Origin of the sequence: Niallia circulans NBRC 13626, assembly GCF_001591585.1 — a bacterium.
Classification (GTDB): Bacteria; Bacillota; Bacilli; order Bacillales; family Cytobacillaceae; genus Niallia; species Niallia circulans.
Genome location: NZ_BCVE01000026.1, coordinates 26647 through 52073, shown reverse-complemented (window position 1 = coordinate 52073; position 25427 = coordinate 26647). Strand labels below are relative to the sequence as shown.

General features: G+C 44.8%; 38 protein-coding genes and 1 tRNA gene. 36 read left to right on the top strand and 3 right to left on the bottom strand.

Features of this window, described 5'->3' with window-relative positions; all coding sequences use genetic code 11:
* Positions 1 to 290 precede the first annotated feature (290 nt).
* Positions 291 to 1286: a toprim domain-containing protein gene (locus tag BCI01S_RS21735; protein WP_061801067.1), complete on the top strand. Its 996-nt coding sequence runs from the start codon at positions 291 to 293 to the stop codon at positions 1284 to 1286.
* A gap of 17 nt (positions 1287 to 1303) precedes the next feature.
* Here the strand turns inward: BCI01S_RS21735 and BCI01S_RS21730 are convergent, their stop codons facing one another.
* On the bottom strand, positions 1304 to 1513 hold the full coding sequence (locus BCI01S_RS21730; protein ID WP_235844555.1) for a helix-turn-helix domain-containing protein: 210 nt from the start codon (positions 1511 to 1513) through the stop codon (positions 1304 to 1306).
* 51 nt (positions 1514 to 1564) lie between these two features.
* Complete coding sequence (locus BCI01S_RS21725) at positions 1565 to 1765, bottom strand: helix-turn-helix domain-containing protein (RefSeq protein ID WP_061801066.1); 201 nt, start codon at positions 1763 to 1765, stop codon at positions 1565 to 1567.
* Positions 1766 to 1897: 132 nt separating this feature from the next.
* On the opposite strand from BCI01S_RS21725, the gene BCI01S_RS21720 reads away from it, so the two are divergent.
* The 28 genes from BCI01S_RS21720 (at position 1898) to dcm (ending at position 20669) form a co-directional block, all read left to right on the top strand.
* Positions 1898 to 3058 carry an AimR family lysis-lysogeny pheromone receptor gene (locus BCI01S_RS21720; protein WP_061801065.1) on the top strand — a complete coding sequence of 387 codons (1161 nt, stop codon included), beginning with the start codon at positions 1898 to 1900 and terminating at the stop codon, positions 3056 to 3058.
* Between the two features lie 13 nt (positions 3059 to 3071).
* Positions 3072 to 3248 carry a hypothetical protein gene (locus BCI01S_RS25460; RefSeq protein WP_156485482.1) on the top strand — a complete coding sequence of 59 codons (177 nt, stop codon included), beginning with the start codon at positions 3072 to 3074 and terminating at the stop codon, positions 3246 to 3248.
* A 230-nt stretch (positions 3249 to 3478) separates the two neighbouring features.
* Positions 3479 to 4078 carry a sigma-70 RNA polymerase sigma factor region 4 domain-containing protein gene (locus BCI01S_RS21715; protein ID WP_061801064.1) on the top strand — a complete coding sequence of 200 codons (600 nt, stop codon included), beginning with the start codon at positions 3479 to 3481 and terminating at the stop codon, positions 4076 to 4078.
* A gap of 153 nt (positions 4079 to 4231) precedes the next feature.
* Positions 4232 to 4408, top strand: a complete 177-nt coding sequence (locus BCI01S_RS25455) for a hypothetical protein (protein WP_156485481.1) — start codon at positions 4232 to 4234, stop codon at positions 4406 to 4408.
* A 185-nt stretch (positions 4409 to 4593) separates the two neighbouring features.
* Positions 4594 to 4794, top strand: coding sequence for a hypothetical protein (locus BCI01S_RS21710; RefSeq protein ID WP_061801063.1), 201 nt, complete (start codon positions 4594 to 4596; stop codon positions 4792 to 4794).
* A 139-nt stretch (positions 4795 to 4933) separates the two neighbouring features.
* Positions 4934 to 5001 (top strand) — tRNA-OTHER (locus BCI01S_RS21705).
* Positions 5002 to 5250: 249 nt separating this feature from the next.
* Positions 5251 to 6045: a hypothetical protein gene (locus tag BCI01S_RS21700; protein WP_061801062.1), complete on the top strand. Its 795-nt coding sequence runs from the start codon at positions 5251 to 5253 to the stop codon at positions 6043 to 6045.
* A gap of 16 nt (positions 6046 to 6061) precedes the next feature.
* Positions 6062 to 6217: a hypothetical protein gene (locus tag BCI01S_RS25450; protein WP_156485480.1), complete on the top strand. Its 156-nt coding sequence runs from the start codon at positions 6062 to 6064 to the stop codon at positions 6215 to 6217.
* Complete coding sequence (locus BCI01S_RS21695) at positions 6217 to 6612, top strand: group I intron-associated PD-(D/E)XK endonuclease (RefSeq protein ID WP_061801061.1); 396 nt, start codon at positions 6217 to 6219, stop codon at positions 6610 to 6612. Before BCI01S_RS25450 ends, BCI01S_RS21695 begins: the two co-directional genes overlap by 1 nt.
* 197 nt (positions 6613 to 6809) lie before the next feature.
* The gene (locus BCI01S_RS21685; RefSeq protein WP_061801059.1) at positions 6810 to 9011 is read left to right on the top strand and encodes a DNA polymerase; all 2202 of its coding nucleotides are present in this window, start codon (positions 6810 to 6812) and stop codon (positions 9009 to 9011) included.
* Entirely contained in the window at positions 9008 to 9220 is a 213-nt protein-coding gene (locus tag BCI01S_RS21680; RefSeq protein ID WP_061801058.1) for a hypothetical protein, read from the top strand. The genes BCI01S_RS21685 and BCI01S_RS21680 overlap by 4 nt, the downstream gene beginning before the upstream one ends.
* Positions 9221 to 9847, top strand: a complete 627-nt coding sequence (locus BCI01S_RS21675; protein ID WP_061801057.1) for a beta clamp domain-containing protein — start codon at positions 9221 to 9223, stop codon at positions 9845 to 9847. It begins immediately after the preceding gene.
* Positions 9848 to 10846 carry a hypothetical protein gene (locus BCI01S_RS21670; protein WP_061801056.1) on the top strand — a complete coding sequence of 333 codons (999 nt, stop codon included), beginning with the start codon at positions 9848 to 9850 and terminating at the stop codon, positions 10844 to 10846. It abuts the gene before it with no gap.
* Complete coding sequence (locus BCI01S_RS21665) at positions 10846 to 11061, top strand: hypothetical protein (RefSeq protein ID WP_061801055.1); 216 nt, start codon at positions 10846 to 10848, stop codon at positions 11059 to 11061. Before BCI01S_RS21670 ends, BCI01S_RS21665 begins: the two co-directional genes overlap by 1 nt.
* Positions 11058 to 11552, top strand: a complete 495-nt coding sequence (locus tag BCI01S_RS21660) for a crossover junction endodeoxyribonuclease RuvC (protein ID WP_268874881.1) — start codon at positions 11058 to 11060, stop codon at positions 11550 to 11552. The genes BCI01S_RS21665 and BCI01S_RS21660 overlap by 4 nt, the downstream gene beginning before the upstream one ends.
* A 5-nt stretch (positions 11553 to 11557) precedes the next feature.
* Positions 11558 to 11881 carry a hypothetical protein gene (locus BCI01S_RS21655; protein ID WP_061801054.1) on the top strand — a complete coding sequence of 108 codons (324 nt, stop codon included), beginning with the start codon at positions 11558 to 11560 and terminating at the stop codon, positions 11879 to 11881.
* A 270-nt stretch (positions 11882 to 12151) separates the two neighbouring features.
* Positions 12152 to 12523, top strand: coding sequence for a class Ib ribonucleoside-diphosphate reductase assembly flavoprotein NrdI (gene nrdI, locus BCI01S_RS21650; RefSeq protein WP_061801053.1), 372 nt, complete (start codon positions 12152 to 12154; stop codon positions 12521 to 12523).
* Complete coding sequence (gene nrdE, locus BCI01S_RS21645; protein ID WP_061801052.1) at positions 12498 to 14588, top strand: class 1b ribonucleoside-diphosphate reductase subunit alpha; 2091 nt, start codon at positions 12498 to 12500, stop codon at positions 14586 to 14588. The genes nrdI and nrdE overlap by 26 nt, the downstream gene beginning before the upstream one ends.
* 19 nt (positions 14589 to 14607) lie before the next feature.
* On the top strand, positions 14608 to 15585 hold the full coding sequence (gene nrdF / locus BCI01S_RS21640) for a class 1b ribonucleoside-diphosphate reductase subunit beta (protein ID WP_082810120.1): 978 nt from the start codon (positions 14608 to 14610) through the stop codon (positions 15583 to 15585).
* Positions 15586 to 15744: 159 nt separating this feature from the next.
* Positions 15745 to 16398: a PhoH family protein gene (locus BCI01S_RS21635; RefSeq protein WP_061801051.1), complete on the top strand. Its 654-nt coding sequence runs from the start codon at positions 15745 to 15747 to the stop codon at positions 16396 to 16398.
* Positions 16392 to 16679 carry a hypothetical protein gene (locus BCI01S_RS21630; RefSeq protein WP_061801050.1) on the top strand — a complete coding sequence of 96 codons (288 nt, stop codon included), beginning with the start codon at positions 16392 to 16394 and terminating at the stop codon, positions 16677 to 16679. The genes BCI01S_RS21635 and BCI01S_RS21630 overlap by 7 nt, the downstream gene beginning before the upstream one ends.
* A 24-nt stretch (positions 16680 to 16703) precedes the next feature.
* Positions 16704 to 17168, top strand: coding sequence for a pyrophosphohydrolase domain-containing protein (locus tag BCI01S_RS21625; RefSeq protein WP_061801049.1), 465 nt, complete (start codon positions 16704 to 16706; stop codon positions 17166 to 17168).
* Entirely contained in the window at positions 17169 to 17360 is a 192-nt protein-coding gene (locus BCI01S_RS21620; protein WP_061801048.1) for a hypothetical protein, read from the top strand.
* Positions 17361 to 18149, top strand: coding sequence for an FAD-dependent thymidylate synthase (gene thyX / locus BCI01S_RS21615; RefSeq protein WP_061801047.1), 789 nt, complete (start codon positions 17361 to 17363; stop codon positions 18147 to 18149). It abuts the gene before it with no gap.
* Position 18150: 1 nt separating this feature from the next.
* On the top strand, positions 18151 to 18408 hold the full coding sequence (locus BCI01S_RS21610; protein WP_061801046.1) for a hypothetical protein: 258 nt from the start codon (positions 18151 to 18153) through the stop codon (positions 18406 to 18408).
* Between the two features lies 1 nt (position 18409).
* Entirely contained in the window at positions 18410 to 18859 is a 450-nt protein-coding gene (locus BCI01S_RS21605; protein WP_061801045.1) for a hypothetical protein, read from the top strand.
* On the top strand, positions 18852 to 19400 hold the full coding sequence (locus BCI01S_RS21600) for a nucleoside/nucleotide kinase family protein (protein WP_061801044.1): 549 nt from the start codon (positions 18852 to 18854) through the stop codon (positions 19398 to 19400). Before BCI01S_RS21605 ends, BCI01S_RS21600 begins: the two co-directional genes overlap by 8 nt.
* A complete protein-coding gene (dcm, locus tag BCI01S_RS21595; RefSeq protein WP_061801043.1) occupies positions 19401 to 20669 on the top strand; it encodes a DNA (cytosine-5-)-methyltransferase in 1269 nt (422 codons plus the stop codon).
* Between the two features lie 9 nt (positions 20670 to 20678).
* On the opposite strand, the gene BCI01S_RS21590 is transcribed toward dcm, so the two are convergent.
* The gene (locus BCI01S_RS21590; RefSeq protein WP_061801042.1) at positions 20679 to 21041 is read right to left on the bottom strand and encodes a hypothetical protein; all 363 of its coding nucleotides are present in this window, start codon (positions 21039 to 21041) and stop codon (positions 20679 to 20681) included.
* A gap of 124 nt (positions 21042 to 21165) precedes the next feature.
* Here BCI01S_RS21590 and BCI01S_RS21585 point away from each other — a divergent pair, with 124 nt between their 5' ends.
* The 7 genes from BCI01S_RS21585 to BCI01S_RS21555 all read left to right on the top strand — a co-directional run bounded on the left by BCI01S_RS21585 (position 21166) and on the right by BCI01S_RS21555 (position 25426).
* Entirely contained in the window at positions 21166 to 21531 is a 366-nt protein-coding gene (locus BCI01S_RS21585) for a sigma factor-like helix-turn-helix DNA-binding protein (protein WP_235844553.1), read from the top strand.
* Positions 21528 to 21917 (top strand): hypothetical protein, encoded by a 390-nt coding sequence (locus BCI01S_RS21580; protein WP_061801040.1) that lies wholly within the window; start codon positions 21528 to 21530, stop codon positions 21915 to 21917. Before BCI01S_RS21585 ends, BCI01S_RS21580 begins: the two co-directional genes overlap by 4 nt.
* A gap of 241 nt (positions 21918 to 22158) precedes the next feature.
* Positions 22159 to 22716: a hypothetical protein gene (locus tag BCI01S_RS21575; protein WP_061801039.1), complete on the top strand. Its 558-nt coding sequence runs from the start codon at positions 22159 to 22161 to the stop codon at positions 22714 to 22716.
* Positions 22713 to 22955, top strand: a complete 243-nt coding sequence (locus tag BCI01S_RS21570) for a hypothetical protein (RefSeq protein ID WP_061801038.1) — start codon at positions 22713 to 22715, stop codon at positions 22953 to 22955. Before BCI01S_RS21575 ends, BCI01S_RS21570 begins: the two co-directional genes overlap by 4 nt.
* A 252-nt stretch (positions 22956 to 23207) precedes the next feature.
* Complete coding sequence (locus BCI01S_RS21565) at positions 23208 to 23594, top strand: helix-turn-helix domain-containing protein (protein WP_061801037.1); 387 nt, start codon at positions 23208 to 23210, stop codon at positions 23592 to 23594.
* A 780-nt stretch (positions 23595 to 24374) separates the two neighbouring features.
* Complete coding sequence (locus tag BCI01S_RS21560; RefSeq protein ID WP_061801036.1) at positions 24375 to 24929, top strand: recombinase family protein; 555 nt, start codon at positions 24375 to 24377, stop codon at positions 24927 to 24929.
* Between the two features lie 62 nt (positions 24930 to 24991).
* Complete coding sequence (locus BCI01S_RS21555; RefSeq protein WP_061801035.1) at positions 24992 to 25426, top strand: phBC6A51 family helix-turn-helix protein; 435 nt, start codon at positions 24992 to 24994, stop codon at positions 25424 to 25426.
* Position 25427 lies beyond the last annotated feature (1 nt).

Below are 25427 nucleotides of genomic sequence, written 5' to 3'. Positions count from 1 at the left end.
GAAAAATAAGAAGTAGATAACTATTGTGAAGGAATGGTATGAATGAATTTTTCTGATGGTACTAAATGTGAATATTGCAAAAGTGAAGTTTTAACCCTGTTAGGTCTTGATTACAAACAATATGGAAAAGTGTTTTGTTGTAAAGAATGTGCAGATGATTATAAGAAAACTAATGAATAGCACGAAACTAAGATTCGACAAAATTCGCTATTACGAACATTTCTATTGCGTACATGTGTACTGTTATTGTAAGATATTATTACAAGTTTATTACAAAGGAGGCGTTACCATTGGCGGAGGTATATATACGCAATCAACCGGTTGACATTGACGTACGTACGGAACTCGAACAATTCGCATGGACTCGACCGAATTGGTCCAGCGACAAGTTAATCGCAGCCAGTCCTTTTCGCTATGATCGAACGCCTAGCTTTTTCGTGCGGCTCGAACAACACGGTGACTATCCGGCGGGCACCTTCCACGACAGCGGCGCCTATGACAACGAATGGTCCAGCGGCGGCCTTGTAAAATTACTCGCATTCCTGCGCAACGAAACGGCGGAAGAAACGGAAGACTATTTATTGGCGGAATATGCTCCGTTTGCAGCCGACGAAAATGCGCCGATCCAATTGCGCAAAATACACGTAAAGCCCCAGCGCATTAGGCAAGCGTTGGGTGCCGAGTTCCTGGCGCAATACGCCGAGGATTATTCGTATTTAGAGTCGCGCGGAATTGGAGCGAACTTCCAATCGGAAATAGGAATAAAGTTCGATGCGAAAAGTCATGCGGTCGTGATACCGTGGAGACAAGCGGACGGCCGACTTGCGAACGTAAAGTATCGCCAAACACGCGGCAAGGTGTTTTGGTATGCGAAAGGAGCGTGGCCAATCCGTGAGTTGCTATTCGGAATCGACCGAGTAGGCAAGACCGCATTAATTTGCGAGGCAGAGATTGATGCGTTAAGTTGGCGCGTTGCTGGCTACGATGCGCTGGCTACTGGCGGGGCAAGTTTTAACGAGTTTAAGCGCGATTTAATTTTAACGTCGCCAATCGAAGAATTACTCATCGCAACGGATAACGATAAGGCTGGCGAAAAGTTACGAGCGGAAATAGAGCAGGCGTTGAAAGGGCGAGTGCGAATCGGACATGTGCGAGTGGATCAGCGGGTGAAGGACGCGAATGAGGCGTTGATGAAGTTCGGAGTGGCTTCGTTGAGGGATGCGGTTGCTCGGGCGGAAGGTCGTAGTTCTTTGTACGTGAATTTGAGTACATTGCGCCTCGGGTAAGTAATGTTTTAATTCGCTTACCCTTCCGTGTCGCTTGATTCGTCGTCGACCCATTCGTAAAGTTCTTCGATGGAGCAATTGAATACATCGGCAAATGGTTTCGCGGTATCGACTTTCATTACGTAGCGCAAGTTTTCGTAATCCGATACGCGGGACTTATCCATGCCGACTAGTTCGCCGAGTTGTGTTTGCGTTAGTTTCATACGCTTACGATAGTCGCCGATCAAGCACCTTCCGACCCGTTTCGTGGCGCTTCACCTCATATTTATGTAATTGATTTAATCTTCTATAATAATTTCTACTATATCCTGTATTTTTACATTCAAAACCTTACATAGTTCATCAACTTTAGTAAGGGATATAGATTCACCGCGATTAATTTTAGCAATTGTAGTTGGATGTAAAGGTTTATTCCTTAAATCACTAATGACTAAATTTCTAAACTTTAAAGTTTTAAATAAGGGGTCATAACTAATCATCTTACACCTCCGTTAATTTTTTGGACAAAAATGTTCACATATATGAACATTTGTAGTATACTATAAATATAACAGATATTTGTAATTATTTCTACCTACCTAGGTTAATTTAAAACAAAGGAGATAAACAATATGCCACTTCGTCGACTCTTATTATCAGAAATGGAACGCGTTACATATGATATTAATTCAACCGAGTTAGCAGCAAATATTAATGTTCATCATAGTACATTTTCGAAGTTTTTTAACTATAAAAATGATTTATCTTTCTATAATGTATTAAAATCACTTAAATTTCTGAATCCAAATAACGAGCAAAAGTTAATGATCGAAGCGATAGAAATTTTTATCGTAGAGAGACAACAACAAAACACAAGGCTTTCGCTTGAGTATTTATCTATTAATGGTTTATTGGATGAGTTAGGCAAAGCTTTGAAGACTATGGATACATCGAATACAACCTGTAAAGAGTGGCATCAAGTGTATAGTATCGCCTATAAATTTCAAACTCAAGATTTATCAATTAAAGATATAGAAAAGCAATTAAATAGCATTAAAGTCAAATCGTATGACATGGTGATTTTTAAAAAGATACTAGTTGCATATTTGTATTATAAGAAAGGTCATTACAAAAGGGTTCTTGAGATGTCTGTGGAAATTACTTTAAATTTAGAAAGTAAGAAAATGAATGATTATTTAAAAGAGACATTTCAATTGAGGTTAAATGAGATTTTAGCAAATGTGTATCTTTTTGCAAAAGGAGAAGAGAAGAAAGCTAGATTTTATTTAAATTCTTTAATTCTTTCACCACTAACATGCGCGAGATTCAACTTTTTCGCTTATTATAATATGAGCCTTTCGTATTTCTTTGAAGATTACGAAATGGCGGTTAAATACTTAGATGAATATGTTGGTTATTTACAAGAGTATAATCTTGAGGATAAGTTAATGTATGTATTAGAAAATGACTATCCTTTTTTACGTACTTTTTGGGGAGTAAATACCGAAACTGAAATTAAAGATTCGTCTAAGATTGAACAAGCGCATTTTTATGCGAAGATTGGTGAAACGGATTTGGCCTTAGAGATATTAGAAGGTATAGAAGATAAAGGGGATCCATTCTTTGAGTGCTATAAAGGTCTAGCGTTAGGGTCGACAGATTATCTAGTTAAATCTATTGGGAAATTACTAAATTCGGGTAATAAATTATTCGCTAAACTTCCTTTAAGTTACTTAGATGATTCCCATAAACAAATCGTTTCTCCGTTATTAAGTAGTCTAAATATTATTTAAGGGAGAAGATAACTTGAAAAAGATAGCAGCATTACTATTAACACTTTCAATTATTATCGGATTAACAGCACCAGTAGTTTCTGCAGAAGAAACAGATCCTACATCTCAAGAAGAGAGCAGTCAAGTAGAGTCGGGAGTAATGTCACCTATGTACATTCCTGGCGGTGGTGGAGGTATCGGGGGAGGCTGATAACCGCTAATATAAATAATAAATCAACAGTCCAATTCCCCATTGGACTTTTTTTATGTTCACTTATGTGAACTATTTTCAGAAAATAAAATCAGTCACAAACTAAGGGAATTAAAGGAAATTGTTGTAATATAACGGTAAGAAGTAAATATTTAATTTTTTAAAAAAAAGCTGCGCGAAACTTCATTAATAACCTTATTATTATATGTAAATGAAAGGGGAGTATTAAATTGGATAAAAACGAAAAATTAAATAAGTTAGTTATTTCTTACCAAGAGACTCATTGCGATATTATCTTTGGCGAGATATATAGTATCGTTTCAGCGGAATGGAGAGGGCTTCGTTCGGTAGCAAAGTCGATACGATCAGACGAACACGAGACGTTAGCAATATACGAAGATACTCTACTAAGGTGTATCGAAGTGTATGATGGAAGAGGAAACTTTACGAATTTGTTAAAACGAAGTATTTGGCGAGCAAGACGCGATGTTTACCTAAAAAACGGAAATCGCTTGAAGAACGAAATACACCAACTAGAATCGGATGACGGAAAGTTATTCGAAATCAAAGACGAATCCTCAAACTTAGAAATTAGCGAAATTAAAGAAGCCGACCAGTTGGCGCTGATCGACTCCTTGCTGAAAGACGCGGACGAATTAACTATTGGCGTAGTTAAAACGTTCTTGAAACATCCGAAACCTACACCGACGGCAATCGGTAAAAGCTTAGGACTGCATCATTCAACGGTGATACGCAAACTCGAAAAGCTGGCGAGCAAATTCGATTCTAAACAATACGGTTCACACCGCGATTATTTAGTTGCGCTTTAAATTAGTGGACTACACGGCACTTAGGCACTGTGTCGTGTGGCGTACCACGGTTTTATTATACACGAAAGTCAAAGTTTTAGTAACCATTGACTATAGTGTAATCATAACAAGTTTCGACAAATTCCGCAAGAGAGAACGGAGGTTCGCATTACTATGAAACGTAAATCTAATTCGGCATATCAGCCGTCTACTAATAAATATGCCCGATTATTCGGCGATAAAACCTATTTAGCGAAAAAATTTCAACGAATTGCACAAGATCCGGTACGTCTATACGAAGGTACGGGCGAGCACGACTATCCGGTTGTAAAGGCGGTGCGCCTCGGATGAACTTTTTTGCATTATTATTCGCAATATACTTCATCGCAATAATCGCAACGGTATGGAAGGCGGCTGGCAGCGATGAAAACTAACGTAATCGATTTAGCGAAGTTAAAAGCGCAACGCAGACGCAAAGAAATCGAAGCACAATACGTTGCGTTTTACGGAAACAGTTATGCGAAGGTTGGTGCCAAATGAATATTCGAATATTAGCTGAGGCGTTTCAAATCGCAGTAACTATCGGAGTGTTAATCGGATTTATATTAGATATCCTTTTCGAAGCAAAATTAAATATCATTACACTTGCGTTTATTATTATCTCTATATACGTAATGGTAACCGATAACGAAATGTTCGCCGACATAGTGGAGCGTTTAAAAACTGGCGGAAAGTAAAACTGCGCCGGTCGGAGAGTACGAAGACAGTCGTTTGGTAAAGTGGTCGCCAAGCTGCCGCAATTAATTGCCGGTTTGGTTTCGGCTGTAGAGATTCGTGCTTTGCGACGGGCGTAGGACGCTATGCTCGGTCGGTGCAGGAACGTTAGCTCAGTGGTAGAGCAAGCTTATCCGGAAAAGGTCGGCGGTTCGATTCCGCCACGTTCATTACTGCGCCGTAAATTAATTATCGTATATGTTCCGGAGATTGGTCTAGGCAACTGTCTGCGGTGGATATACGAGGTCGACTCCGCGTCGGCTAAACCGTCAAATTACCGGCGCAATTTTCCCCGCGACCGAGAACAGCAGGGCTGATTGCGAAGGTTACTACGTAGAATTTGGCGGTTCAGCGGGCGCGGGAACAATCCAGCGTTCGACTTACGTCGAAAGACGAACAAAACGAAAGGGAGCGATTTAATGAGTCAATTCAAATTCGGAATGGACGCAATCGAAGAAACAAACGCAAGCGGAGGCGGTTCAACTGGCGGTGGTGAATTCGCAAAACTACCGAGCGGTACATCGCTGAAAGTAAAACTAACCGGTTTGCAAAACGTAATGCGCTACTACGGATATGGCGTGTTTAAGAAAGTGAATACGTTTATCGCAAAGAATCCGTCAGACCGCAACGAAAAAGGCTTCGTCGAAGCGAATCATACGCCGTGGGACTTAGCGTCAAAGTATTACTACGATAAGGCTTACGAAATGGTTAAAGACGTAACGGACGAAGCGGAAGTAAAAGCGATCAAGGAAAGCGCGGAATACAAAGCGTTAAGCAGCGAAGGATTTAAGTACAGCGGGAAGCGCCGGTATGCCGTTGGCTTCATCGATTTAGAAGTCGGCAAGGAAATCGTGCTGGACTTTACGAAGAAGCAATTCGAAGAAATCATCAAGGCTGCGCTAGTGAAATTCGATGGCAAGCGCGATAAAGTTGCGTTTGAAATCGAAAAGACAGGCGCAAGGCAGGATACGAAAATTACGATTACGCCGGTGCTTGATATGGACGACGACTTGACGGACAAAGAACGCGCAAACTTCGAAAAGTTCGTCGGCAAAGAATTTAACGTTAAGTTATTCGAAGGCTTACTGTTCGAAGCGGACGAAAAGACACAAACGGAAAACTTAGTCGCGGCGGGCTTTGACATTTCGCTGATCGGCTTAACGGTTGGTGCAGGCGCGCAGGCAAGCGAAGTAAATCCAACGGACGTATTTTAAACGGAGGTGATTGCGAGTGTACCGAATCTTAAATATATTAATCGCAATAATGTGGACAATTAACGTTGTTATACTCGTCGTATCAGACAAACCAATCACGCTGGTAGATGCGTTAATACCTATGATTTTAATTATTGCGTATAGCATAGCAGAAGCATTGGAGGCGGAATAATGGCGCATGAAACTATTACGAAAGGTCGCCATTCGGAACTCCTTGCGCAAACGGCGTTACTAGCGAACGGATGGGAGGTATGTGAACCGGTGGCGCCCGAACCGTTCGACCTCGTAGCCCGAGCGCCTGGATCGGCGGAATGGACCACGATTCAAATTAAGAGCGCAAGAGTTCGTGACGACCGAAACGGCGAAATCGTATGTAACGCACGCAAGAATAACGGCAAGCCTTACGACGCCAATGATTGCGACATGTTCATTGCGGTGCTGAATGGCGACGTGTACCTGTTTGACAATCGCGGCATTTCGGAGTATTGGGTGGCTGCGAAAGACTTAGCTACAAAATGGACGCATTTAAAAACGGGAATCGAAAATTTAAAAATAGCGGAGGTGTGAAACGGCATGATTCTCGAATCACATCTAAATCCGCCAGAACCAATTATCGCAGGAAAATGCGCATGTTGCCACGGTGACCTGTACGCAAGCATCGAATACGTAAAATGCGTTAATACCGGACGTTACTATTGCGACGATCATTGCTACGTTGAGCAGCAACGTGACGAAGGCGAGTTAATTCCGGAGGTGATTGGCGATTGAGATTACGGCTAAACGTGGCGCAACCTAGCGAAGTGGAGGCGCAGCAAGCGAACGAAAGAATCCAAGCGGCGGCACAACGAAAGAAAGCCGCGACGGAGACAGTCGACGAGGCTTGGGCGCGAATCCTTGCGATGAAAAATAGCGACACGGACCAAGCGAAACTAATCGAAGTACAGGCGGCAATGACGGCGGGACTGATAGGCAGAGAACCCGCGTCGGCTGCCAAACGTTTCAGCAAAGCGGAAGCCTTGCGATTGCACAAAACGTTGGCGGAAGCGAAGCGCGAATCAACCTTGCGCAAGATGGTGGACGAAACGCCGAGCAATTACGAATTAATAACGACGGAACGGCAATTCCGCGAATTACTAACCGAATTGACAGCCGAGCAAATAATTGCAGTCGATACGGAAACAACAGGCGTCGACGTTTACACGGACGTAATAGTCGGCATATCCTTTTCGCTGCCACGCGCTGGCAAGCACGTTTATATTCCGGTTGCACACGATAATTGCGATCAGTTAAGTCGCGACTATGTGCTCGAAGGATTGCACGACGTGTTATACGACGAGTCCATCGGCAAGGTTTTACACAACGCAATATTTGATATCGCAATGTTTCGTCGACATGGCTCCGACTTAATTGGCGTTAAGTGGGATACGATGACGGCGATGCACTTGCTAAACGAAAATGAAGAGTCGTTTAAACTGAAAGATTTAGCGCCGAAATACCTCGGAGTGGCATCCGATACTTTCGATACGCTTTTCGGTAAGAACGCACAGTTTCGCGAAGTTCCGTTGGATATTGCGCTAGTGTATGCGGCAAAGGATACGGAATTAACGTGGAAGTTATACGAGTTTCAGCGAGCACACATGGCGAAGATGCCGACGATTTTACACTACTACGAAACGGTGGAAGTGCCGTTGCTTTACGTAATTGTTGCGTTAGAAGCAAACGGCTATGTGCTCGACTTAGATTTCGCTAAGCAATACGGTGAGGAATTAAATAATCGTGCCGAAGAGTTAAAAGTGAGTTTGGTCGAACAATTAACGCCATACCACGACGGCGACGAACCGATTAACTTAAATTCTACGCAACAAATGCGACCAGCACTATCGAAAGCAATCGGCAAGGAGCTGCCGAATATGGACGCAAAGAAAACGCTGAAACCGTTAAAAGGTGAGCACCAAATCGTGGCGGACTTGCTCGAATTTAAGAAAATCGTCAAGTTGAGCGGCACATATATCGACTCGTTACCGTTAAAGCAAAATCCGACCACAAAGCGCTGGCACTCGCGGTTTAATCCGATGGGAACGGTGACCGGACGATTCAGTTCCGGCAAAGAGGAAGCGAATGACGGTCAATTTAACGTGCAGAATCAACCGCCGGAAGCACGGCCGATGTTCGTTGCGTCGCCTGGAAAAGTGCTCGTGGGCGCCGACTTTAAAGCGCAGGAAATTCGTTGCGTAGGGTACTTGTCGGGCGAGCCGGTTTTAATTAACGCATTCCTGGAAGAACGCGATCCATACGCAATGATGGCATCGAACTTCTATAAGCGACCTTATGACGAAGTATACAAGAACGCTGACGGAAGCGATACGAAAGAGCGTAAGCAAATGAAAGTCGTATGGCTAGCGACACTATACGGCATGAGTAAATATTCGCTGGCAGAAATGCTTGGCGTAGATGTGAAGGCAGCCGTGCAGTTTCAAACGGACCTTTTCGAAAGTATGCCGAAGCTAAACGCATGGATTGAAGCAAATAAGAAATTCGTCGAGCGTAACGGCTATGTATGGGCGGACAAAGAAGCGCGTAAACGCCGACTACCCGACGCAAAGTTGAAACTGAAAGGTTGGGGCGATCCTACCTTCGCCAAGAAAAACCGAGCGATGCGACAAGCGACGAATGCTCGCGTACAAGGGTCATCGTCAATTCAAACGAAAGTAACGATGATTAAGGCGCATGAATATTGCGCAAATAAGCCGGGTTGGTCGTTATGGTGTAGCGTGCATGACGAATTGATATTCGAAGTGCCGGAAGATTTTACGCAAGAAGAAGCGCAAGACATTCGCGACATTATGCTGAATTCCTACGTATGGGGCGACGTTGTGCCTAACGGAACCGATATCGAGGTAATGCGCAGATGGGGCGAAGGCGTACCAATTGACGAATGGTTTAAATCGAAGGAGGCGAACGTATGAAAGTAATCGGATTTATGACCGTCATGCTTATTGTATATTTTATTGTGCCGATGGGCTTTCCGTACGAGCCGACGATCGTGCAATCGGCAGTCATTACGTTACTGCTTTTCGTAGCGCGGTTCGTGCTGACGGAAGGTATTACGGTGAAAGCGGAGGAACAGCCGTTTCATACATGGCGAATAGTAGAAGACGAAGGGGAGGACGATTAGATGATTATTCCATACGTAAAGTTTATGAAGCATGCGGAAAAAGTAACGAAAGCAGCACCGGCAAGTCGACCGGTATTAAAAGGCGTTCACCACGCGGAAGATGGATCGCTTGCTGTCACGGATTCGCACCGTTTGTATATAGCGAAAAATGCACACGCAAATACTGCTGGCGATATTATCGACCCGAAAACTGGGGGAACAATCGAAGGTAACTACCCGGATGTGTCGCGATTATTACCCTATATTTCTGATGCGAAATACACCGTTAAGTTATCCGTTAAAGAAACAAGCGACGCATTTGCAGCGTTATTGAAAATCAATCAAATCCACGATAGGAAAAACGTGTATGTAGAGGCGGAAGTAACCGACGAGGCGAGCGTATTATTTTCCGCAAACAATCCTATCGCCCAAGCGCACTATAAGCCGATTTCCACCGTTGAAGGCGAAGGAGAGCCGATAGTATTTAACACGCAATATTTTATTGATGCTATTTCGTTGTTTAAGGACGCTGGTGCAGAGGAAGTTACATTCCGATATTATGGCGCATTCCGTCCGTTCACATTAACCGCAGGACCAAACGATGAGTTATTAGCGTTACTATTACCGATTAGAAAAGGACGTGATTAATTGACGGTTAACATTGAACGTATCGCGAAAGAATTTACGGATTATTTAAACGCATGGCATTCGCTTCCCGAAGTTTACGACAATGCACTCGACGCACAGATTCATCGATGGTATGCCGAAGTGGAAAACGTTTGGCCGAAGCGTCCTTATTTCTCGCCATCTGCTGCGAATTCCGACAAGCGCGAATTGTATATGAAAACGTTAGGCGCTAAAAAAGACGCATTCCCACGACGTCCATACCAGTCGAGATGGCAACGTATTGGAACGGCTATCGGCGACATTATCCAACGCGACTTGCTATTCGCCGAGAAACACTTCGAGCGCCTAACCGGAAAACCTGCATCATTTACGTTTGAGCGCGACGCAAAAGGACGCCCGATGTTCGAGGACTTTGCGAAAACAAATGCGGAAGTGAATCACCGAGGGCATAAGTTTTATCTTTACGGAACCCCGGACGGTATCATGCGTTATGTTGATCCGGAAACAGGCGAAGTATTGCGGATTGGGCTCGAAATAAAGAGTAAGCAAACTAGCGCAGCCAAGACGTCGGAGTTTTCGCTTAAAGAGCCGGACATTAAACACGTTAAGCAAACGGTCGGATATTCGAAAATGTACAACGTGGACCATTATATCATTCTCTATGTTAACGCATCGAAGAAGTCCTGGTTTATCAGCGATGAAGATTTCGCAAAAACGCCGGACATTCGAGCGTTTGGACTTTCGTTTACGGAAGATGATCGCGTGGAGTTGTACGATTATCTAGTTGATATACTTGAATGTGCTAAAACGAAACAACCACCGGCGCTAGACTTAACGAAATGGACATTCAATAATTTCAAGACTGCGTGTGCTAAAGACCTTTCCGAAGAAGAAATGGTGGAATTGAAGGAATATACGAAACGAGTATTACGATCAAATATGCGTCAGAGCGATAAAGAAGAAATCTATGACGCTTACGAATTTATAAAAGAGACGCGAGCGAAAGGGGAGGCGGTTTGATGACGCTGAAAGAAAAGATATTAATTATTAGCGCAATAGATGACTTTCTTATACATGAAGCTAATTACGAAGAGTGCTTTTCGGATGAAGAGCGAGAGGAAATCTTAATTCAATATCGCGATATATTTGATACTACATCGCCGAAGGATATCCGAGAAGGGATGGTACAATTAGCGCATAAATTATTCGCAGAAACTCGGGGCGAAACGTTGTGAGAGTCCTAGCGTTTGACACTAGCATGTCATCGCCCGGAGTTGCCTTACTCGAAGTGAAAAACGGCAAAGCGAAAGTCCTAGCAGTCAGCCACGTTAAAACAACGGCGAGCCAACCGCACGGTCTTCGTGCTGAAATAGTCGAGGCGTGGGCGGTCAGTTTTATCCATAAACACGGCGCTAAATTCGACGTAATCGTGCGCGAAGATTTCGTTGGGCGAACGAGCAAACAAGCGCATCCAGTTTACTCCGCATGGGGAGCGATCGACCAGGCGCTGAACAAATTCGGCTTGAACTTTACAACACCAGCTATTTCGCAGTCCGCCGTTAAGAAAGCGGTGGTCGGCGTAGGCAAGGCGGAAAAAGACGAAGTAGCTGCAGCGGTGCGGGAGTGGACCGGTTATACTGGCGAATTTGCTTGCGATGATGAAAGCGATGCTGTTGCGATAGGATTGGCGTATTTAATTAATTCGAAAATAATAACGAAGGAGTGAGCGGAATGGGCTATTATACACGATTCGAATTAGAAACAGACGTTCCGGAAGTAATGGAAGAATTACTCAAAAAGGAAATTAACTCGTATAGTGAAACGTTTGATTGTCTTTTCGACGCGGATGGAAACTCTTGGGATGGCTATAAGTGGTACGATCATGAAACGGATATGAAAGAAGTTTCGAAGGAATTTCCGGGAGTATTGTTCACGCTGAGAGGTGAAGGCGAAGAGTCCGGCGATTTATGGGTTAAATATTTCAAGGACGGAAAAATGCAGAGTTGTCCAGCTAAGATAGTATTCGATAGTTACGACGAAAGTAAATTGCGATAGGAGTGATTCGTATGTTCCTGTGGGAAAATATTTTGTCGGTGGTTATATACATGGCGGCAATTTTCACCGCGTTCTATCTCGGTAAATATGTTGCGAAAAAGGAAATCGAGGAGAAAGGCGAATGAACCTAAACAAACAGTTACTCGAAGCTAACCTACGCGAACTAGCAGACATAAACTACCGCATTAAACGCGTCGACGAAAAAAGGGCGGACTTAATCGCTCGCCGAGCCACCGTCGAAAGGGCAATCGCAGAATTGAGGCAGTCGCAATGAAAATATACTACTATTCTATCGCCGGCAACATTCGTCGGTTTCTCGCAAACTGCCAACTTGACGCGGAACTACTCACCGCAAGCACTATCGCAGCCGAGCCGTTCGTCCTCGTTACGAATACGCTCGGATTCGGCGAAGTGCCTGCGCCAGTATCCGCCTTCCTACGCAATAACCACCGCCATTTAATTGCGGTTGCGAGCAGCGGAAATCGTAACTGGGGCGCCAACTTTGCGAGGGCATCCGATTTAATCAGCGAACAATATAACGTGCCAATCATACTTAAATTCGAATTGTCGGGCACGGAAGAGGATACGAAATATTTTACGGAAAGGGTGCGATGTATTGACGAGACATATCGAGTTAAATAACGAAATAACACAGCGTAAGGATAACGGATTTTACCGGCTGGAAAAGGATCGCGAGGCAGTGGCGGAATTCATGCGCGAAGTAGAAGAACGCACGGTGAAGTTTGCGGACCCAATCGAGCGACTACGGTATTTAGTAGATAACGATTTTTACTACGATGTATTTAAACAGTACGAAGAGTCGTTTCTAATAAAGGCGCATTGGTTAGCGTATCAGTACAATTTCGAATTTCAATCGTACATGGCAGTTTCGAAGTTTTATAAAGACTACGCACTTAAAACGGACGATAAAAAGCAATACCTCGAATCGTATGCAGAACACGTAGTTATTGTAGCGTTATACTTAGCGCAAGGCAACGTCGATAAAGCAATTTTGTATATTCGCGCAATGATGGAACAGCGATACCAGCCGGCAACGCCAACGTTCTTAAACGCAGGGCGCAGTCGACGAGGCGAAATGGTTTCGTGCTTCCTGCTCGAAATGGACGATTCGCTTAATTCGATATTCCATAATATCAATACTGCTGGCCAGCTTTCGAAAATAGGCGGAGGCGTGGCATTAAACCTTTCGAAATTACGCGCACGTAACGAGCAAATAAAAGGCATCGACAATGCGGCGTCGGGCGTCGTGCCGGTCATGAAACTGCTCGAAGATACGTTTTCCTATGCGAATCAATTAGGGCAGCGAAAAGGGGCAGGCGCAGTTTACCTTAACGTTTTCCACTGGGACGTTAGCGAATTCCTCGATACGAAGAAAATTAACGCGGACGAGAAATCGCGCATTCAAACGCTATCGATCGGGTTAATTGTCGAGCATAAATTATTCGAATTAGCACGCGCCGACAAAGACTTATACGTATTCGCTCCATATAGCGTATACAAAGAATACGGCGTACACATGGACGATATGCGAATGGACGATATGTACGAAGAGTTAGTCGCCAATCCGAACGTAAAGAAACGCGTATTAATGACTGCGCGCGAACTACTCGTAAAGATTGCGCAAATACAGCTCGAATCGGGCTATCCGTATTTTATGAATAAATCGAATGCGAACGAAGCGCATGCGTTGAAAGACATCGGTCAGATTAAAATGAGTAACCTTTGCACCGAAATATACCAGCTACAGGAAACGTCGGAAATAAACGATTACGGCGTCGATGACGTTATTCGTCGCGATATCAACTGCAATCTCGGCTCGCTGAATATTCCAAACGTAATGAAGCCCGGCAACACTTTCCGCGATTCCGTTCACGTAGGCATCGAAGCGCTGACGACCGTTTCGGACATTTCACGAGTACAGAACGCGCCGTCGGTCAAGAAGGCGAACGAGGAGTTGCATGCGGTTGGTCTTGGCGCAATGAACCTGCACGGCTACCTTGCGAAAAATAAAATCGCCTATGAGTCCGCCGAAGCACGCGACTTTGTGCGAACGTTCTTCATGATGATGAATTATTACTCGCTGGAAAAATCGATGCTAATTGCGAAAGAGCGAGGCGAAACGTTCAAAGACTTCGATAAGTCCGAATATGCGAAAGGCACTTACTTCGAAAAGTATACGCAAAATGACTACGCGCCGAAAACGGAAAAGGCGCAAGCATTATTCGAGGGAATTTACGTACCAACACGCGAAGATTGGGCGCAATTAGCAACGCAAGTAAAAGAGCACGGCTTATATAACGCATATAGACTTGCGATCGCACCGACACAATCAATCGGCTATATTCAAAACGCCACAGCTTCGATTGCGCCTATCGTTAATCAAATCGAATCACGCACATACGCAAATAGCACAACGTATTATCCAATGCCGTTTATGGACGAAACGAATATGTGGTTTTATAAATCGGCGTTCGACATGAATCAATTCCGCGTGATGGATTTATTCGCAGCAGCGCAGGAGCATATCGACCAAGGTATCTCGACGATTCTATTCGTTAATGCGGATGCGTCGACGAAAGATATTGCACGATATTACATTTACGCCGACAAAATCGGATTGAAAGGTCTTTACTACACGCGAACGAGAAACCTTGCGATTGAGGATTGTACGTCATGCGCGGTTTAAACGAAAAGGAGGGAACGGATTGACTAAATTAGCCGTTAATTGGAATTTACACGAAGACGACTTTACGCAAATGTTTTATACGCAGAACACACGCCAGTTTTGGCTGCCGGAAGAAATCAGCATTAGCGCCGACAAAAATACGTGGGCGGAATTAACGCCAGCGGAAAAAGAAACGTATAAAAAAGTGCTCGGCGGCCTAACGCTGCTCGACACGGAACAAGGCGGCGAGGGCATGCCGTTAATCGCAATGCACGTCGAAGGGCTACAACGCAAAGGAGTGTTAGCGTTCATGGGGGCGATGGAGCAAATACATGCGAAGTCCTACTCGACGATATTCACAACGCTTGCAACCGACGCAGAAATCGACGAGGTGTTCGAGTGGGTGCATAATCACCCGCAATTGCAACGCAAAGGAAAAATCGTCAGCGATTACTACATGCGCCTGTTCAAGCCAACGATTAGCAAGTCCGATTTATATATGGCGATGGTCGCTTCCGTTTATCTTGAATCGTTCCTTTTCTACTCCGGATTCTTTTATCCGTTGTATCTTGCCGGTCAAGGAAAGCTAACGGCGTCGGGCGAGGTGATTAACTTAATCTTACGCGATGAATCGATACACGGCGTATATGTCGGCTTACTTGCGCAGGAACTATTCGCACAGTTGCCGCCGGACGTACAAGACGCAGTGGAACAAGAACGCGCCGAATTGCTAACGAAATTATACAACAACGAATTGGAATATACGCATGACCTTTACGCGGACATCGGCTTAGTCGACGAAGTTAATCGCTTCATTCGCTACAACGCAAATAAAGCGTGCATGTGTCTCGGAGTTGCGCCTGCGTTTGAGAGCGAGCCAATTAATCCGATAGTGGAAAACGGCTTGAAAACCGACACGAAGAATCACGATTTCTTTAGCGTAAAAGGAAACGGCTATGTCAAAGCGACAAAGGTCGAGCACTTATCGGATGACGATTTCGATTTTGCTGACGCATAAATGTGCGAAGGACCGCCGTAAATTGTATCACCTAGTATAAGCGAATCGTTGCGCGACATTAAAGTGGCGCGGGTATTATTAATCAAACAGGTTATAAACTGCGCGACAACGACCGACCGCACTTATTATAAATAAACGGATAAAGGGAGCGATCTTATCATGCCATTGCCGAAAGATAATATGCTATTTGGATTCGCGAATAAATTAACGGACGAACAACGCATTTACGTCGACTCAATTTTCGATAATCAACTTACGATAGTTAATGCGAAAAGTGGTACCGGCAAGACAACGTTAGCAGTTGCATGCGCTAAGTTAATCGGCAAGCCTTTAGTATACGTATTCGCGCCGGTGCAAGAAAAGGCGATGGGCTACCGACCTGGCAAGCAAGCGGAAAAGGAAAACGAATATTACCAGCCGTTAGTCGATGCGTTGCTGAAAATCAACGAGAACCCTTCGAAAGTAATGTATAGCGAAGATAACCCGGACGCGCTCAAAGCAGGGCACGTTTGGGTTTATCCGAAATCGCATATATTCGCTCGCGGCACGAACATGGAAGAATATACGGTAATTATAGACGAATGCCAAAACTTTACACGCGGCGAATTAAAGAAATTACTAACGCGCATACACGATAGTTGCAACGTTATTATGATCGGTCATGATGGCCAATGCGATTTGCCCGATCCGAAGAAAAGCGGATTTGTACCGTATATTAATCACTTCGCCGACGAACCGTATTGCAAAACGGTCGAACTTACGAAGAACTTCCGCGGCAAATTAGCGCAGAAAGCAGACGATTTAACATGGTAAGGGCGCAGGACCAACGCATCGAGCACGCCGCGTCCCTAATCGTCTATCACGTTCAAACGAACGAATCGATCCACCTTTCGGATAAATCGCGCCATGACATCTACAGTAAAGTTCGCGAGGTTGCCGATTATTGGAAACGCGATGCCGACCATATTCGCGCCGAAAATCATGCGCTACGTTGGAACGAATTGCGCTTATGGGTTAAACGCAACAAACCGGAAGGCGCCACGGAAATACTCGCCATCATGGAACGCCTGGACCGAAAGGAGTCGGTACGATGAAACACAATAAAAGGAGGCAAACGAATGAATAAACAATACGAAATGGTACGCGAATTTCAATCGAAAATGGGGCAACCGGTAGCGGATAAGCCGACCGTTATGAACCGTTCAAGACAAAAGGATAGATACGCGTATATGGCGGAAGAATTGACAGAGTTTATGGAATCGAGCGAAGTTGTCGATCAAGCGGACGCAATGATAGATTTAATTTATCTCGCAATAGGTACGATGGTTGAGCTCGGTGTAAAGCCCGAAAAGCTATTCGAAATTGTTCACGAAGCTAATATGTCGAAGATATGGCCGGATGGAAAACCGCATACGGATCCCGAAACGGGAAAAATCATAAAGCCGCCAACGTTCGTTCGACCTGAACCGTTACTGCAAGCGGAAATTGAACGACAGGCAAAAGGGTTGCGGAAGGAATCTCGCAAACTATCCGACTATCATACGGAAACGACGATTTATATTGAAGAGCAGGAGGCGGAATAAATGACCGCAAGGGAATTAGCGTATTTATATGCGACTCTTAAATCCGAATGGAAAGCGTTAGAGGAAGTTCGAAAGTTTAGTACCGAAGAAGATATCGCTAATTTACTCGATAGGGAAATCGCAAAGAGACGAACGCAACTTAACAAAATCAGTAAGAAACTTGGCGAAATACTAATATTGGAGGGCGAATAAATGAACGTTAAATTATTGGCACATACGCAATTAAGCGAGAGTTTTTGTGATTACCTTCTATCCGATGAGACACGAACAACAATCTTACCTTCCGATGGTCAAGCGATTGCCCTTACCGCAATACGTACGTGTTACTCGCCGGGACTTCCTAGCGAAATAGTTGCGAAGGAAGGAGCGAAATACTTTGGCGCAAAGGCAACCGACGGTAAAGCTGGCACGGAAGCCGACCGACTATTCCGCATGATTGTTAGCAGCGGGCACACGTCAACATTGGAGCACTTATCGTTCACATTCGCAATAGAAGGCGTGAGCCGTGCGTTGCTCGCGCAGTTAACACGCCATCGTGTCGGCTTCTCCTTTAGCGTTCAGTCACAGCGTTATGTTCGATTCGGGTCGGGCGATCGGAGTGGTGGAATGAGTTACGTAATTCCGGATACTGTTAAAAAGAACGAAAAGGAAACGCCATTTTATAACGTTGCTGAATCGAGAGTAACTGACCATAGTGCCGAAGAAATATTCGAAACTGCGATGATATCTGCGCAAGAATATTATGATGCTTTAAGGAGTTCCGGCGTTCCAGCGGAAGATGCACGCGCAGTCCTACCTAACGCAGCAGCTACGAATCTAGTAATGACGGCTAACCTTCGCGGACTGCTCGAATTCTATTCGAAACGTAAGCCGGGCAACGGTGCGCAGAAAGAAATAGCGGACTTAGCAACGGAATTAAAGAACGCGGTAACAGCCGTTGAACCGTGGACGGCACAATTCTTCGAAAGCGAGGCGAAGTAATATGACACAAAACGTGTATGTAATCGAATCGATTGAGCGAAAAGCCGGTGAGATAGACGCCGATTTAATGCGAATAGGTAGACGTGTAATCCCGGCACTGATTCAACACAATGCAAGTGCTGTTTTGGTGCATGAAAACGATCATACCAAATCGATAGTAACTTCTCGCGTGGAAGATATTGAATACCTAGAAAAAGATAGTGTCATTATTTTTATGACAAAACACACTACCTATAAACTACGAAAGGTGGCAGTTTAATATGAAGGTACACACAATTGACGGAAAGCAATACGTTGAGGTTGAGCGAGAAGCGAAAGTCGGTGAAAATGTCATCATTACTAATCTAGAAAATGCAGGAGAAGCTTCATTTACCATAGGTAATATATATAAAGTAATTAATAATGATTACGATAGTTTTCTTGATGTAATAGATGATGATGGAGATTTGGCGGGGATTTTACACGACGAATATCGCGTACTAGAACCGATCGAGCCCGAAGAAGAAGAATTCGTAACAGCAAGCGCAGACAATCCCGACCAAATAATCGAATTACTCGGAAACCTTGCGCGCCGAGTGACCAAATTGGAACAACGCGTCAGCCAATATAACGCACTATTTCGCGACGTAGCAAATCGTTCGGGCGAAAAGTTCACAGCGAAACAAGTTGCCGAAATCATCAAAGCGTTAGGAGTTGGCGCCAATGATTAAAATTGCCATCTGCGGTCAGCTACGCGCCGGCAAGGACGAAGTAGCCAATCGCATTTACCATACGCATGACTATTTCGAAAAGCTGGCGTTCGGCGACGCGCTCAAACGACTCTACCACGAATTGCTGCCGTGGGTGCCGACCGACCCGAAACCGCGCGCCGGCTATCAGCAATTCGGTCAGCTTGCCCGCGAACAATTCGGCGAAGATATATGGATACGCCATGCCGAGCGGATGTTAGGGTTTTACGAACGCGTGAAACGACCCGACGGCGTGCTGATTACGGACTTGCGCCAGCCGAACGAATATGAATGGGCGCGAGCAAACGGCTGGATTATCGTAAGGGTAACAGCGCCGGCTGAACTACGCTTGGCACGGGCGAAAGCTGCTGGCGACCAATTTGACGCAAAGGACTTGGCGCATGATACCGAGCAGCACGTCGCAGGGTTTGCGGTTGATTACGAAATAGTTAACGATGGGACTATCTACGAATTACACGCGAAAGTTGACGCGATGATGAGCGAATTGAGAGGGGCGGATTGAATGACGTTTAATTATGTATCTTTATTTTCCGGCATAGGCGGGTTTGAGCAAGCGTTAAATAAACTCGGTGGCACTTGCGTAATGGCTTCCGAAATAGATAAATATGCGAATCAATCGTACGAAATATTATACGGACACCCAACAGTCGGTGACGTTACGAAGATCGCTCCGGAAGATGTGCCGGATCACGATTTATTAGTCGGCGGGTTTCCTTGCCAAGCATTCAGCGTTGCGGGTAAGCGATTAGGATTCGATGACACTCGCGGAACGTTATTCTTCGAAATCGCACGTATTGCGAAAGTGAAGCGACCAAAAGCGCTACTGCTCGAAAACGTGAAAGGTCTTATATCGCACGATAAAGGCAAAACGCTAGATACGATTATTCAAACGTTGGCTGATATCGGCTACACCGTTGATTTTAACGTGCTGAATTCGAAATACTTCGGTGTCCCACAGAATCGCGAGCGTATCTTTATCATCGCAGTAAGGGACGATTTAATCGAACACCAACCGTGGCAAATCGAAGGGTCGAACGTTGTAGCGAAAGGAAAGAAAAGAATAAGCGAAATAGAAGGCGTTAAGACGTTTAATTTCGATTGGCCAGCGCAGGAAGAAGTAACGACTAGATTGCGAGATATACTCGAGGATAACGTCGATGAAAAGTATTATTTGAGCGAAGAGAAGACAGCGAAACTAGTGGCTAAATTGCGCGGTAGAGAAATCGAAGTCCTAGAAAAAAGAGAGGATAAGGATATTAATGCGATTTGTTCACCTGAAATAGTTACTAAAAATCAGAATGGAACTCGTATAAAATCCAATGATGAGCCTATGAGCGCTCTGACTGTCAAGGATAGACACGGCATTATAGAGGGCTTACCTATCAGGGAAGCAACAAAGCGCGGAATTAATCAAGGCGTGGTCGAACCGCAAATGCTCGGTGCGGAAGAGGTTAGCGTAAAATCTATCGGAAACACCAATCCGTCTGGCAGCGGAATGAACGGGCAAGTTTACGATATAGACGCGGGATTAGCGCCGACCCTTACAACAAACAAGGGCGAAGGCAACCGAATAACGAGCGCACCACACTACCGCATCCGCAAGCTAACTCCGCGCGAATGTTTCCGCCTGCAAGGCTTTCCGGATAGCGAGTTCGATAAGCTAGTCGAAGGTGGCATTTCGAATAGCCAATTGTATAAACAGGCGGGCAATGCCGTCACGGTCAACGTAATAAGCGCAATAGGCAAGCGACTTATCACGTACCTAAATTAACGGATCACCCTAACGGTTTAGTTCAAACGCGTGCCAAAATACGGTACCTTCGTCGACTTTCCCTACGTATTTAAACGTCGCTGGCAAGTCCGCCTTGGTCAGCGCTAATTTATCGCAAACGTCCTTACCGGCTTTCGTGCCGAGGTAATTGCGTTTGTCAGGGCGCACAGTCGAGGCGTTCGGCACCTTCGCAAGTTCTTGTTTCGCAACGCCGATTCGCTTATTTTCAACGTCGACACTTACGACAACAGGCGTAAATTGAGTTAACGCTAATTCTTTAACGGCTTTGGCAGAAAATCGCAAGCGCATGGCCACATCGATCGTCATTGCGACTTCGCCACGACCGCCGAAATTTAACGGAGTAAACGGCATAATAACACGTCCAATCATTGATTTATACGAACATTATACGCAATTAGAACGAAAATGACAACGCGAAAGGGGACTGATTGCTATCGGAACAGTCAAAACGGATTTACACGCAAAGGAGCGCGCATTGGAAGCGAAATACCCAGCGCTCGACAATGCCGACGGAGTTCGCATATTACTCGGCGACTACCACGCGCTAGTCAGCAGGCGTTATGCAGGCGATTACGATGCTTGCGTTATCCTTGCCGACTTAGAAACGGCAATCGAGCGTGCGGACTTAACGACAAGGCAACGGCAAGCACTGACGTTAGTGTTTCGCCAGGACTTGTCGCAAGTGGATACGGCGCAGCAGCTCGGCGTAAGTAAGCAAACGGTGAATCGGTTGGTAAACGTGGCGCTGACGAAGATTGCTCGCGTGTATGAGGCGTGGAGCAGGCGCGGTGAGGGTTACAGTTTGAGCGATGAAAATACGACAGTGGAGGCGGAAGTATGAACAACGAGCAACTAAACGCGCAAATAGACGAATTATGGGCGCAGACAAAAGCGGGCAACTTACCGCGTGGTGCACGATTTGAAGCAATCGAAAGGCTTACGGAGGAATATATTGCGGCGAATGGGAAAAGACCGCCAGTAAACGCATTGGACCGATTGGCGACGTTGTGTCTGTACGAGGAAGTGACGGACCCGAACGAGCATAAAATGACGCACGAAGACGAGCCGGTTCTTAGTGATCGCCAGTATGACCGCAGGAAAAAGCGCGAATGGTGGCGCGAGGAAATCGAAATAGGACCGGCACACATAACCGGCAAGCGAGCGACGACGTTTATAGACGCAGACAATACGATGCAGAGCGCCAAGTCGGCGAGTTATTTAAGGTGATTCGTCTTACTTTCGCTTAGTTTCGCGGTATATAAAGTGGGTAAGCCCCTTTTAGCGAAAAAATTAACTGCGTTCACGATTATCGCCTTAAAATCGTAGATTAATCGATACTAGGCGGATGGTATCACGCCGGTTAGGGCGCTAAAATCCAGCTTCGGGATTCCTTTCGGAGCCATTCCGCATATTGTCACGCTCGCTTCGGCGGGCTTTTATTTTACTTAACGCAAAGGAGACGATGAACATGGCGGACAAAAACGAAACGTCGCGCGAAGTAGTAATGGACGTATTAAAAAAGGTCGTATTAGACGAGAATTATCCGGAGGTTAATGGCGTAGAAAAAGAACCGAAGGGGATAACGTTATACATTAACGATAGTCGTTATTTTCTCAAGGAAGACAACGTAAAAACAGTCGGAGAATTAACGTGTAAGGTTGACGTAGACATTTCCGAAGCACTTACCGGACTTAAAGCGCTGCAACGTGAAGCGAAAAAGGCCGCAAAAGAACTACGCGAACTTGAAAGTTCTTCGCAAGTATTGCGCGAACTGGAAGAAGCGCCGCAATTTAACTTAGCGAACATAATTGCGAATTCACTTCCGATTAGCACGGAAGACGCCGAAAAGGTCGTTGAAGCGATTATGCAAGGACGTCATAGAAATGGGCACGTATTTCCGGCAGATAAAGACGTTAATCATCCGACTAAAGGATATACGGTAACTGACGGTAAAAATCATACCGTATATATTTCGACTATAAACGAAGTACAAGGTAACTTTCCTGTGCGAGGTGGCAGCGAATGAGTAAATATCGAAAGAAACCAGTCGTAGTCGAAGCGGAACTGTATCGAGAAGGGTTAGAGGACGGTTTTACATTAGCGCCTATAGCAGAAAACGTCCGTGGAGTGGTAATGAAACCGTATATTAAAACGCTTGAAGGCGATATGATCGTTTCTCCAGGTGATTATATTATTACCGGTGTGAAAGGCGAACGCTATCCGTGCAAACCGGATATATTCGAGCAAACTTACGAAAAAGTTTAATTTAACGGAGGTATTTACATGAACGAATTTTACTATTGCTATTCGATTAAGCTACACGCATTCCTAACGGAGCACAACCAGCGCTATATTTGCGCAGGTCTAAACGAAAAGACAATGCGTAAGTTTTGGCAATATAAACGCACCGACGAATTACATCGATTGTTGAGCGAATGGGCTGCGAAAAGACCCGCGTAACAAGCCGCAGATCAGCCAGCGCGTTAAATTGAATTCTTATAAACGGAGGACGATACGATGAATCTATCGAAGGAACAGCTCGAAGCCATGCGCCAAAAAGAGCGCGTGTTGAAAGGCGGTTATGCGCCGATACCACATTTTATTTACCGTGAGTTATTGCCGGAATTAAAGACGAAATACGACGGTAAGAAAGCCCGTGATTGCCTTACGCTGTATATGTACGTTCATGCCTACGTAAATGGACAGAGCGAGCAGCAGGCGTATTTATGGGCGTTTCCTAGCGTGACTCAGATCGCAGAGGATACCGGCATTCATAAAGACCGCATAAAAGGATTATTCGACATACTCGTTAGTGAAGGCGTAATGATTACGCGAAAGATTCCGTGGTATGGACATACGAAGAAAATGTATATGCCGTTGTATGAACGGAAAGATGAGGCGTAAAGTTGCCCGATTCCTACCAACGGGAATCATTCGATTCCTACGAATGGGAATTAATCAATTCCTATGAACGGGAATATAATAAGAACAAATTAACAAGAACAAATTAATAATAATAAAGATTGCGCCCATTTACTTTCGTAAATAGACGCTGTAGTTATTATTGCATATATCTTATTGCAAATAAAAGAGCGTAAGCGATGAAAGAGAATAATATGACGCCCGATTCCTATGAGCGGGAATTAGGCGCATAAATATCGTGTAAAGTATGGTAGGAAATAACGCACCATATTACGCCCGTATATACGCATACAATATAATAGTAGGAACTCGGAATAATACGCATGCTATGCGGTTATCTACCGTAACTACAACCAGCTTTCGGTCGTCGAAGGAGAGACGCTTGTCAAACTCACGGGGTTGCTCACGTATTGCAAAGTATAATCGTTCGTTTAACGACCGTTTACTGAACGAATGAGTAACACGATGATTGTAACGCATTAATGCCGATTATACAGTTCGAAAAGCCGTTCGTTAATCAACGTTCGGAGTTCGGAAATGCAAACCGTTAAACGAACGATGAAAGCGGAAGGGGCCGGGGCGGTCCAGAAAAACAAATCGCTCCTGGTGCCGGAAACTTTCTCGCAAAATTTTCAAACTCGGGGCGTCGAATAAATCTTCCGTAAAACGTCCGTAAATCTATTGACGCAATCACTCGTTTCGTGTACAATCGAATTATAAACGAAGTACAGACGAAAAGAAACGAAAACGGAGGCGTCGGAAATGTTGTTTGGATATGCGCGTGTTAGTACGGAAGATCAATCGTTGGATTTGCAAATTGATGCGTTAACTAAAATCGGAGTGGACGAATTATTCGTCGAAAAAATAAGCGGCACAAAGAAAGACCGACCGAAGTTAAACGAAATGCTCGGCAAGATGCGAAAAGGCGACAAGATAGTCGTATATAAACTCGATCGTATTTCACGGTCAACGAAGCATCTCATCGAATTGACAGAAACGTTCGAGGCTGCCGGAGTGGACTTCGAATCAATCCAGGATAAAATCGACACGTCAACGGCAATGGGGCGGTTCTTCTTTCGCACAATGGCTTCTATTGCGGAATTAGAACGCGATATCATAAGCGAGCGTACTAAGGCGGGCTTAGAGTCGGCGAGGGCACGCGGACGCAAAGGCGGACGACCAAGCGCCAAGAATGACGCAGTAGACAAAGCGCTGCGACTATATGACAGTGGCGACTATACCGTGCCGGAAATTACGGAAATGACCGGCATTGGAAAAACAACGTTATACAAATACTTAAAAGAACGCAAAGGGTAATCGGACGCACAGCCGGTTGCCTTTTTCTATGCGCAAAAATAAACCGAAGGAGGGGCAACGAAATGAGCCGATTACAAGAACTCGCAGCAAAATTAACGGAGCAGCAAAAGAAAGCAGCGTATATGCTCGTCGAAAACGATTTGAAGTCGAACAAAGATGAATCGAAATTATCTTACGCTGAAATTGCCGAAGAGGTAGGCGTGACCTATAAAACGATTTGGGAATGGAAAACGAAGAATCGCAATTTTATCGAATATAAAAACGAAATCAGCGACGATTTCCTTAGCGAAAAGCGGTCGAAGGTTTACGGACAATTGTTGAAGCTAATCGAAAGCGATCAGCCGAGCGTTAAGGCAATCGATTTGTTTATGCGCCGATTTAGTTTGCTGACGGATAAGACGATCGTCGAGAATAACGACAACGCCCAACGCAGTGAGGCCGAAATTAAACGCCAGCTAGCGGAATTAGATTCGCTGCTTAAAGACGAAAACAAATAAG

Coding starts and splice junctions, on each gene's coding strand:
- BCI01S_RS21725 (WP_061801066.1), bottom strand. CDS start 1,765: ATGATTAGTTATGACCCCTTATTTAAAACTTTAAAGTTTAGAAATTTA.
- BCI01S_RS21720 (WP_061801065.1), top strand. CDS start 1,898: ATGCCACTTCGTCGACTCTTATTATCAGAAATGGAACGCGTTACATAT.
- BCI01S_RS25455 (WP_156485481.1), top strand. CDS start 4,232: ATGAAACGTAAATCTAATTCGGCATATCAGCCGTCTACTAATAAATAT.
- BCI01S_RS21710 (WP_061801063.1), top strand. CDS start 4,594: ATGAATATTCGAATATTAGCTGAGGCGTTTCAAATCGCAGTAACTATC.
- BCI01S_RS21700 (WP_061801062.1), top strand. CDS start 5,251: ATGAGTCAATTCAAATTCGGAATGGACGCAATCGAAGAAACAAACGCA.
- BCI01S_RS21695 (WP_061801061.1), top strand. CDS start 6,217: ATGGCGCATGAAACTATTACGAAAGGTCGCCATTCGGAACTCCTTGCG.
- BCI01S_RS21680 (WP_061801058.1), top strand. CDS start 9,008: ATGAAAGTAATCGGATTTATGACCGTCATGCTTATTGTATATTTTATT.
- BCI01S_RS21675 (WP_061801057.1), top strand. CDS start 9,221: ATGATTATTCCATACGTAAAGTTTATGAAGCATGCGGAAAAAGTAACG.
- BCI01S_RS21665 (WP_061801055.1), top strand. CDS start 10,846: ATGACGCTGAAAGAAAAGATATTAATTATTAGCGCAATAGATGACTTT.
- BCI01S_RS21655 (WP_061801054.1), top strand. CDS start 11,558: ATGGGCTATTATACACGATTCGAATTAGAAACAGACGTTCCGGAAGTA.
- nrdI (WP_061801053.1), top strand. CDS start 12,152: ATGAAAATATACTACTATTCTATCGCCGGCAACATTCGTCGGTTTCTC.
- BCI01S_RS21635 (WP_061801051.1), top strand. CDS start 15,745: ATGCCATTGCCGAAAGATAATATGCTATTTGGATTCGCGAATAAATTA.
- BCI01S_RS21630 (WP_061801050.1), top strand. CDS start 16,392: ATGGTAAGGGCGCAGGACCAACGCATCGAGCACGCCGCGTCCCTAATC.
- BCI01S_RS21625 (WP_061801049.1), top strand. CDS start 16,704: ATGAATAAACAATACGAAATGGTACGCGAATTTCAATCGAAAATGGGG.
- BCI01S_RS21620 (WP_061801048.1), top strand. CDS start 17,169: ATGACCGCAAGGGAATTAGCGTATTTATATGCGACTCTTAAATCCGAA.
- thyX (WP_061801047.1), top strand. CDS start 17,361: ATGAACGTTAAATTATTGGCACATACGCAATTAAGCGAGAGTTTTTGT.
- BCI01S_RS21610 (WP_061801046.1), top strand. CDS start 18,151: ATGACACAAAACGTGTATGTAATCGAATCGATTGAGCGAAAAGCCGGT.
- BCI01S_RS21605 (WP_061801045.1), top strand. CDS start 18,410: ATGAAGGTACACACAATTGACGGAAAGCAATACGTTGAGGTTGAGCGA.
- BCI01S_RS21600 (WP_061801044.1), top strand. CDS start 18,852: ATGATTAAAATTGCCATCTGCGGTCAGCTACGCGCCGGCAAGGACGAA.
- dcm (WP_061801043.1), top strand. CDS start 19,401: ATGACGTTTAATTATGTATCTTTATTTTCCGGCATAGGCGGGTTTGAG.
- BCI01S_RS21590 (WP_061801042.1), bottom strand. CDS start 21,041: ATGCCGTTTACTCCGTTAAATTTCGGCGGTCGTGGCGAAGTCGCAATG.
- BCI01S_RS21580 (WP_061801040.1), top strand. CDS start 21,528: ATGAACAACGAGCAACTAAACGCGCAAATAGACGAATTATGGGCGCAG.
- BCI01S_RS21575 (WP_061801039.1), top strand. CDS start 22,159: ATGGCGGACAAAAACGAAACGTCGCGCGAAGTAGTAATGGACGTATTA.
- BCI01S_RS21570 (WP_061801038.1), top strand. CDS start 22,713: ATGAGTAAATATCGAAAGAAACCAGTCGTAGTCGAAGCGGAACTGTAT.
- BCI01S_RS21565 (WP_061801037.1), top strand. CDS start 23,208: ATGAATCTATCGAAGGAACAGCTCGAAGCCATGCGCCAAAAAGAGCGC.
- BCI01S_RS21560 (WP_061801036.1), top strand. CDS start 24,375: ATGTTGTTTGGATATGCGCGTGTTAGTACGGAAGATCAATCGTTGGAT.
- BCI01S_RS21555 (WP_061801035.1), top strand. CDS start 24,992: ATGAGCCGATTACAAGAACTCGCAGCAAAATTAACGGAGCAGCAAAAG.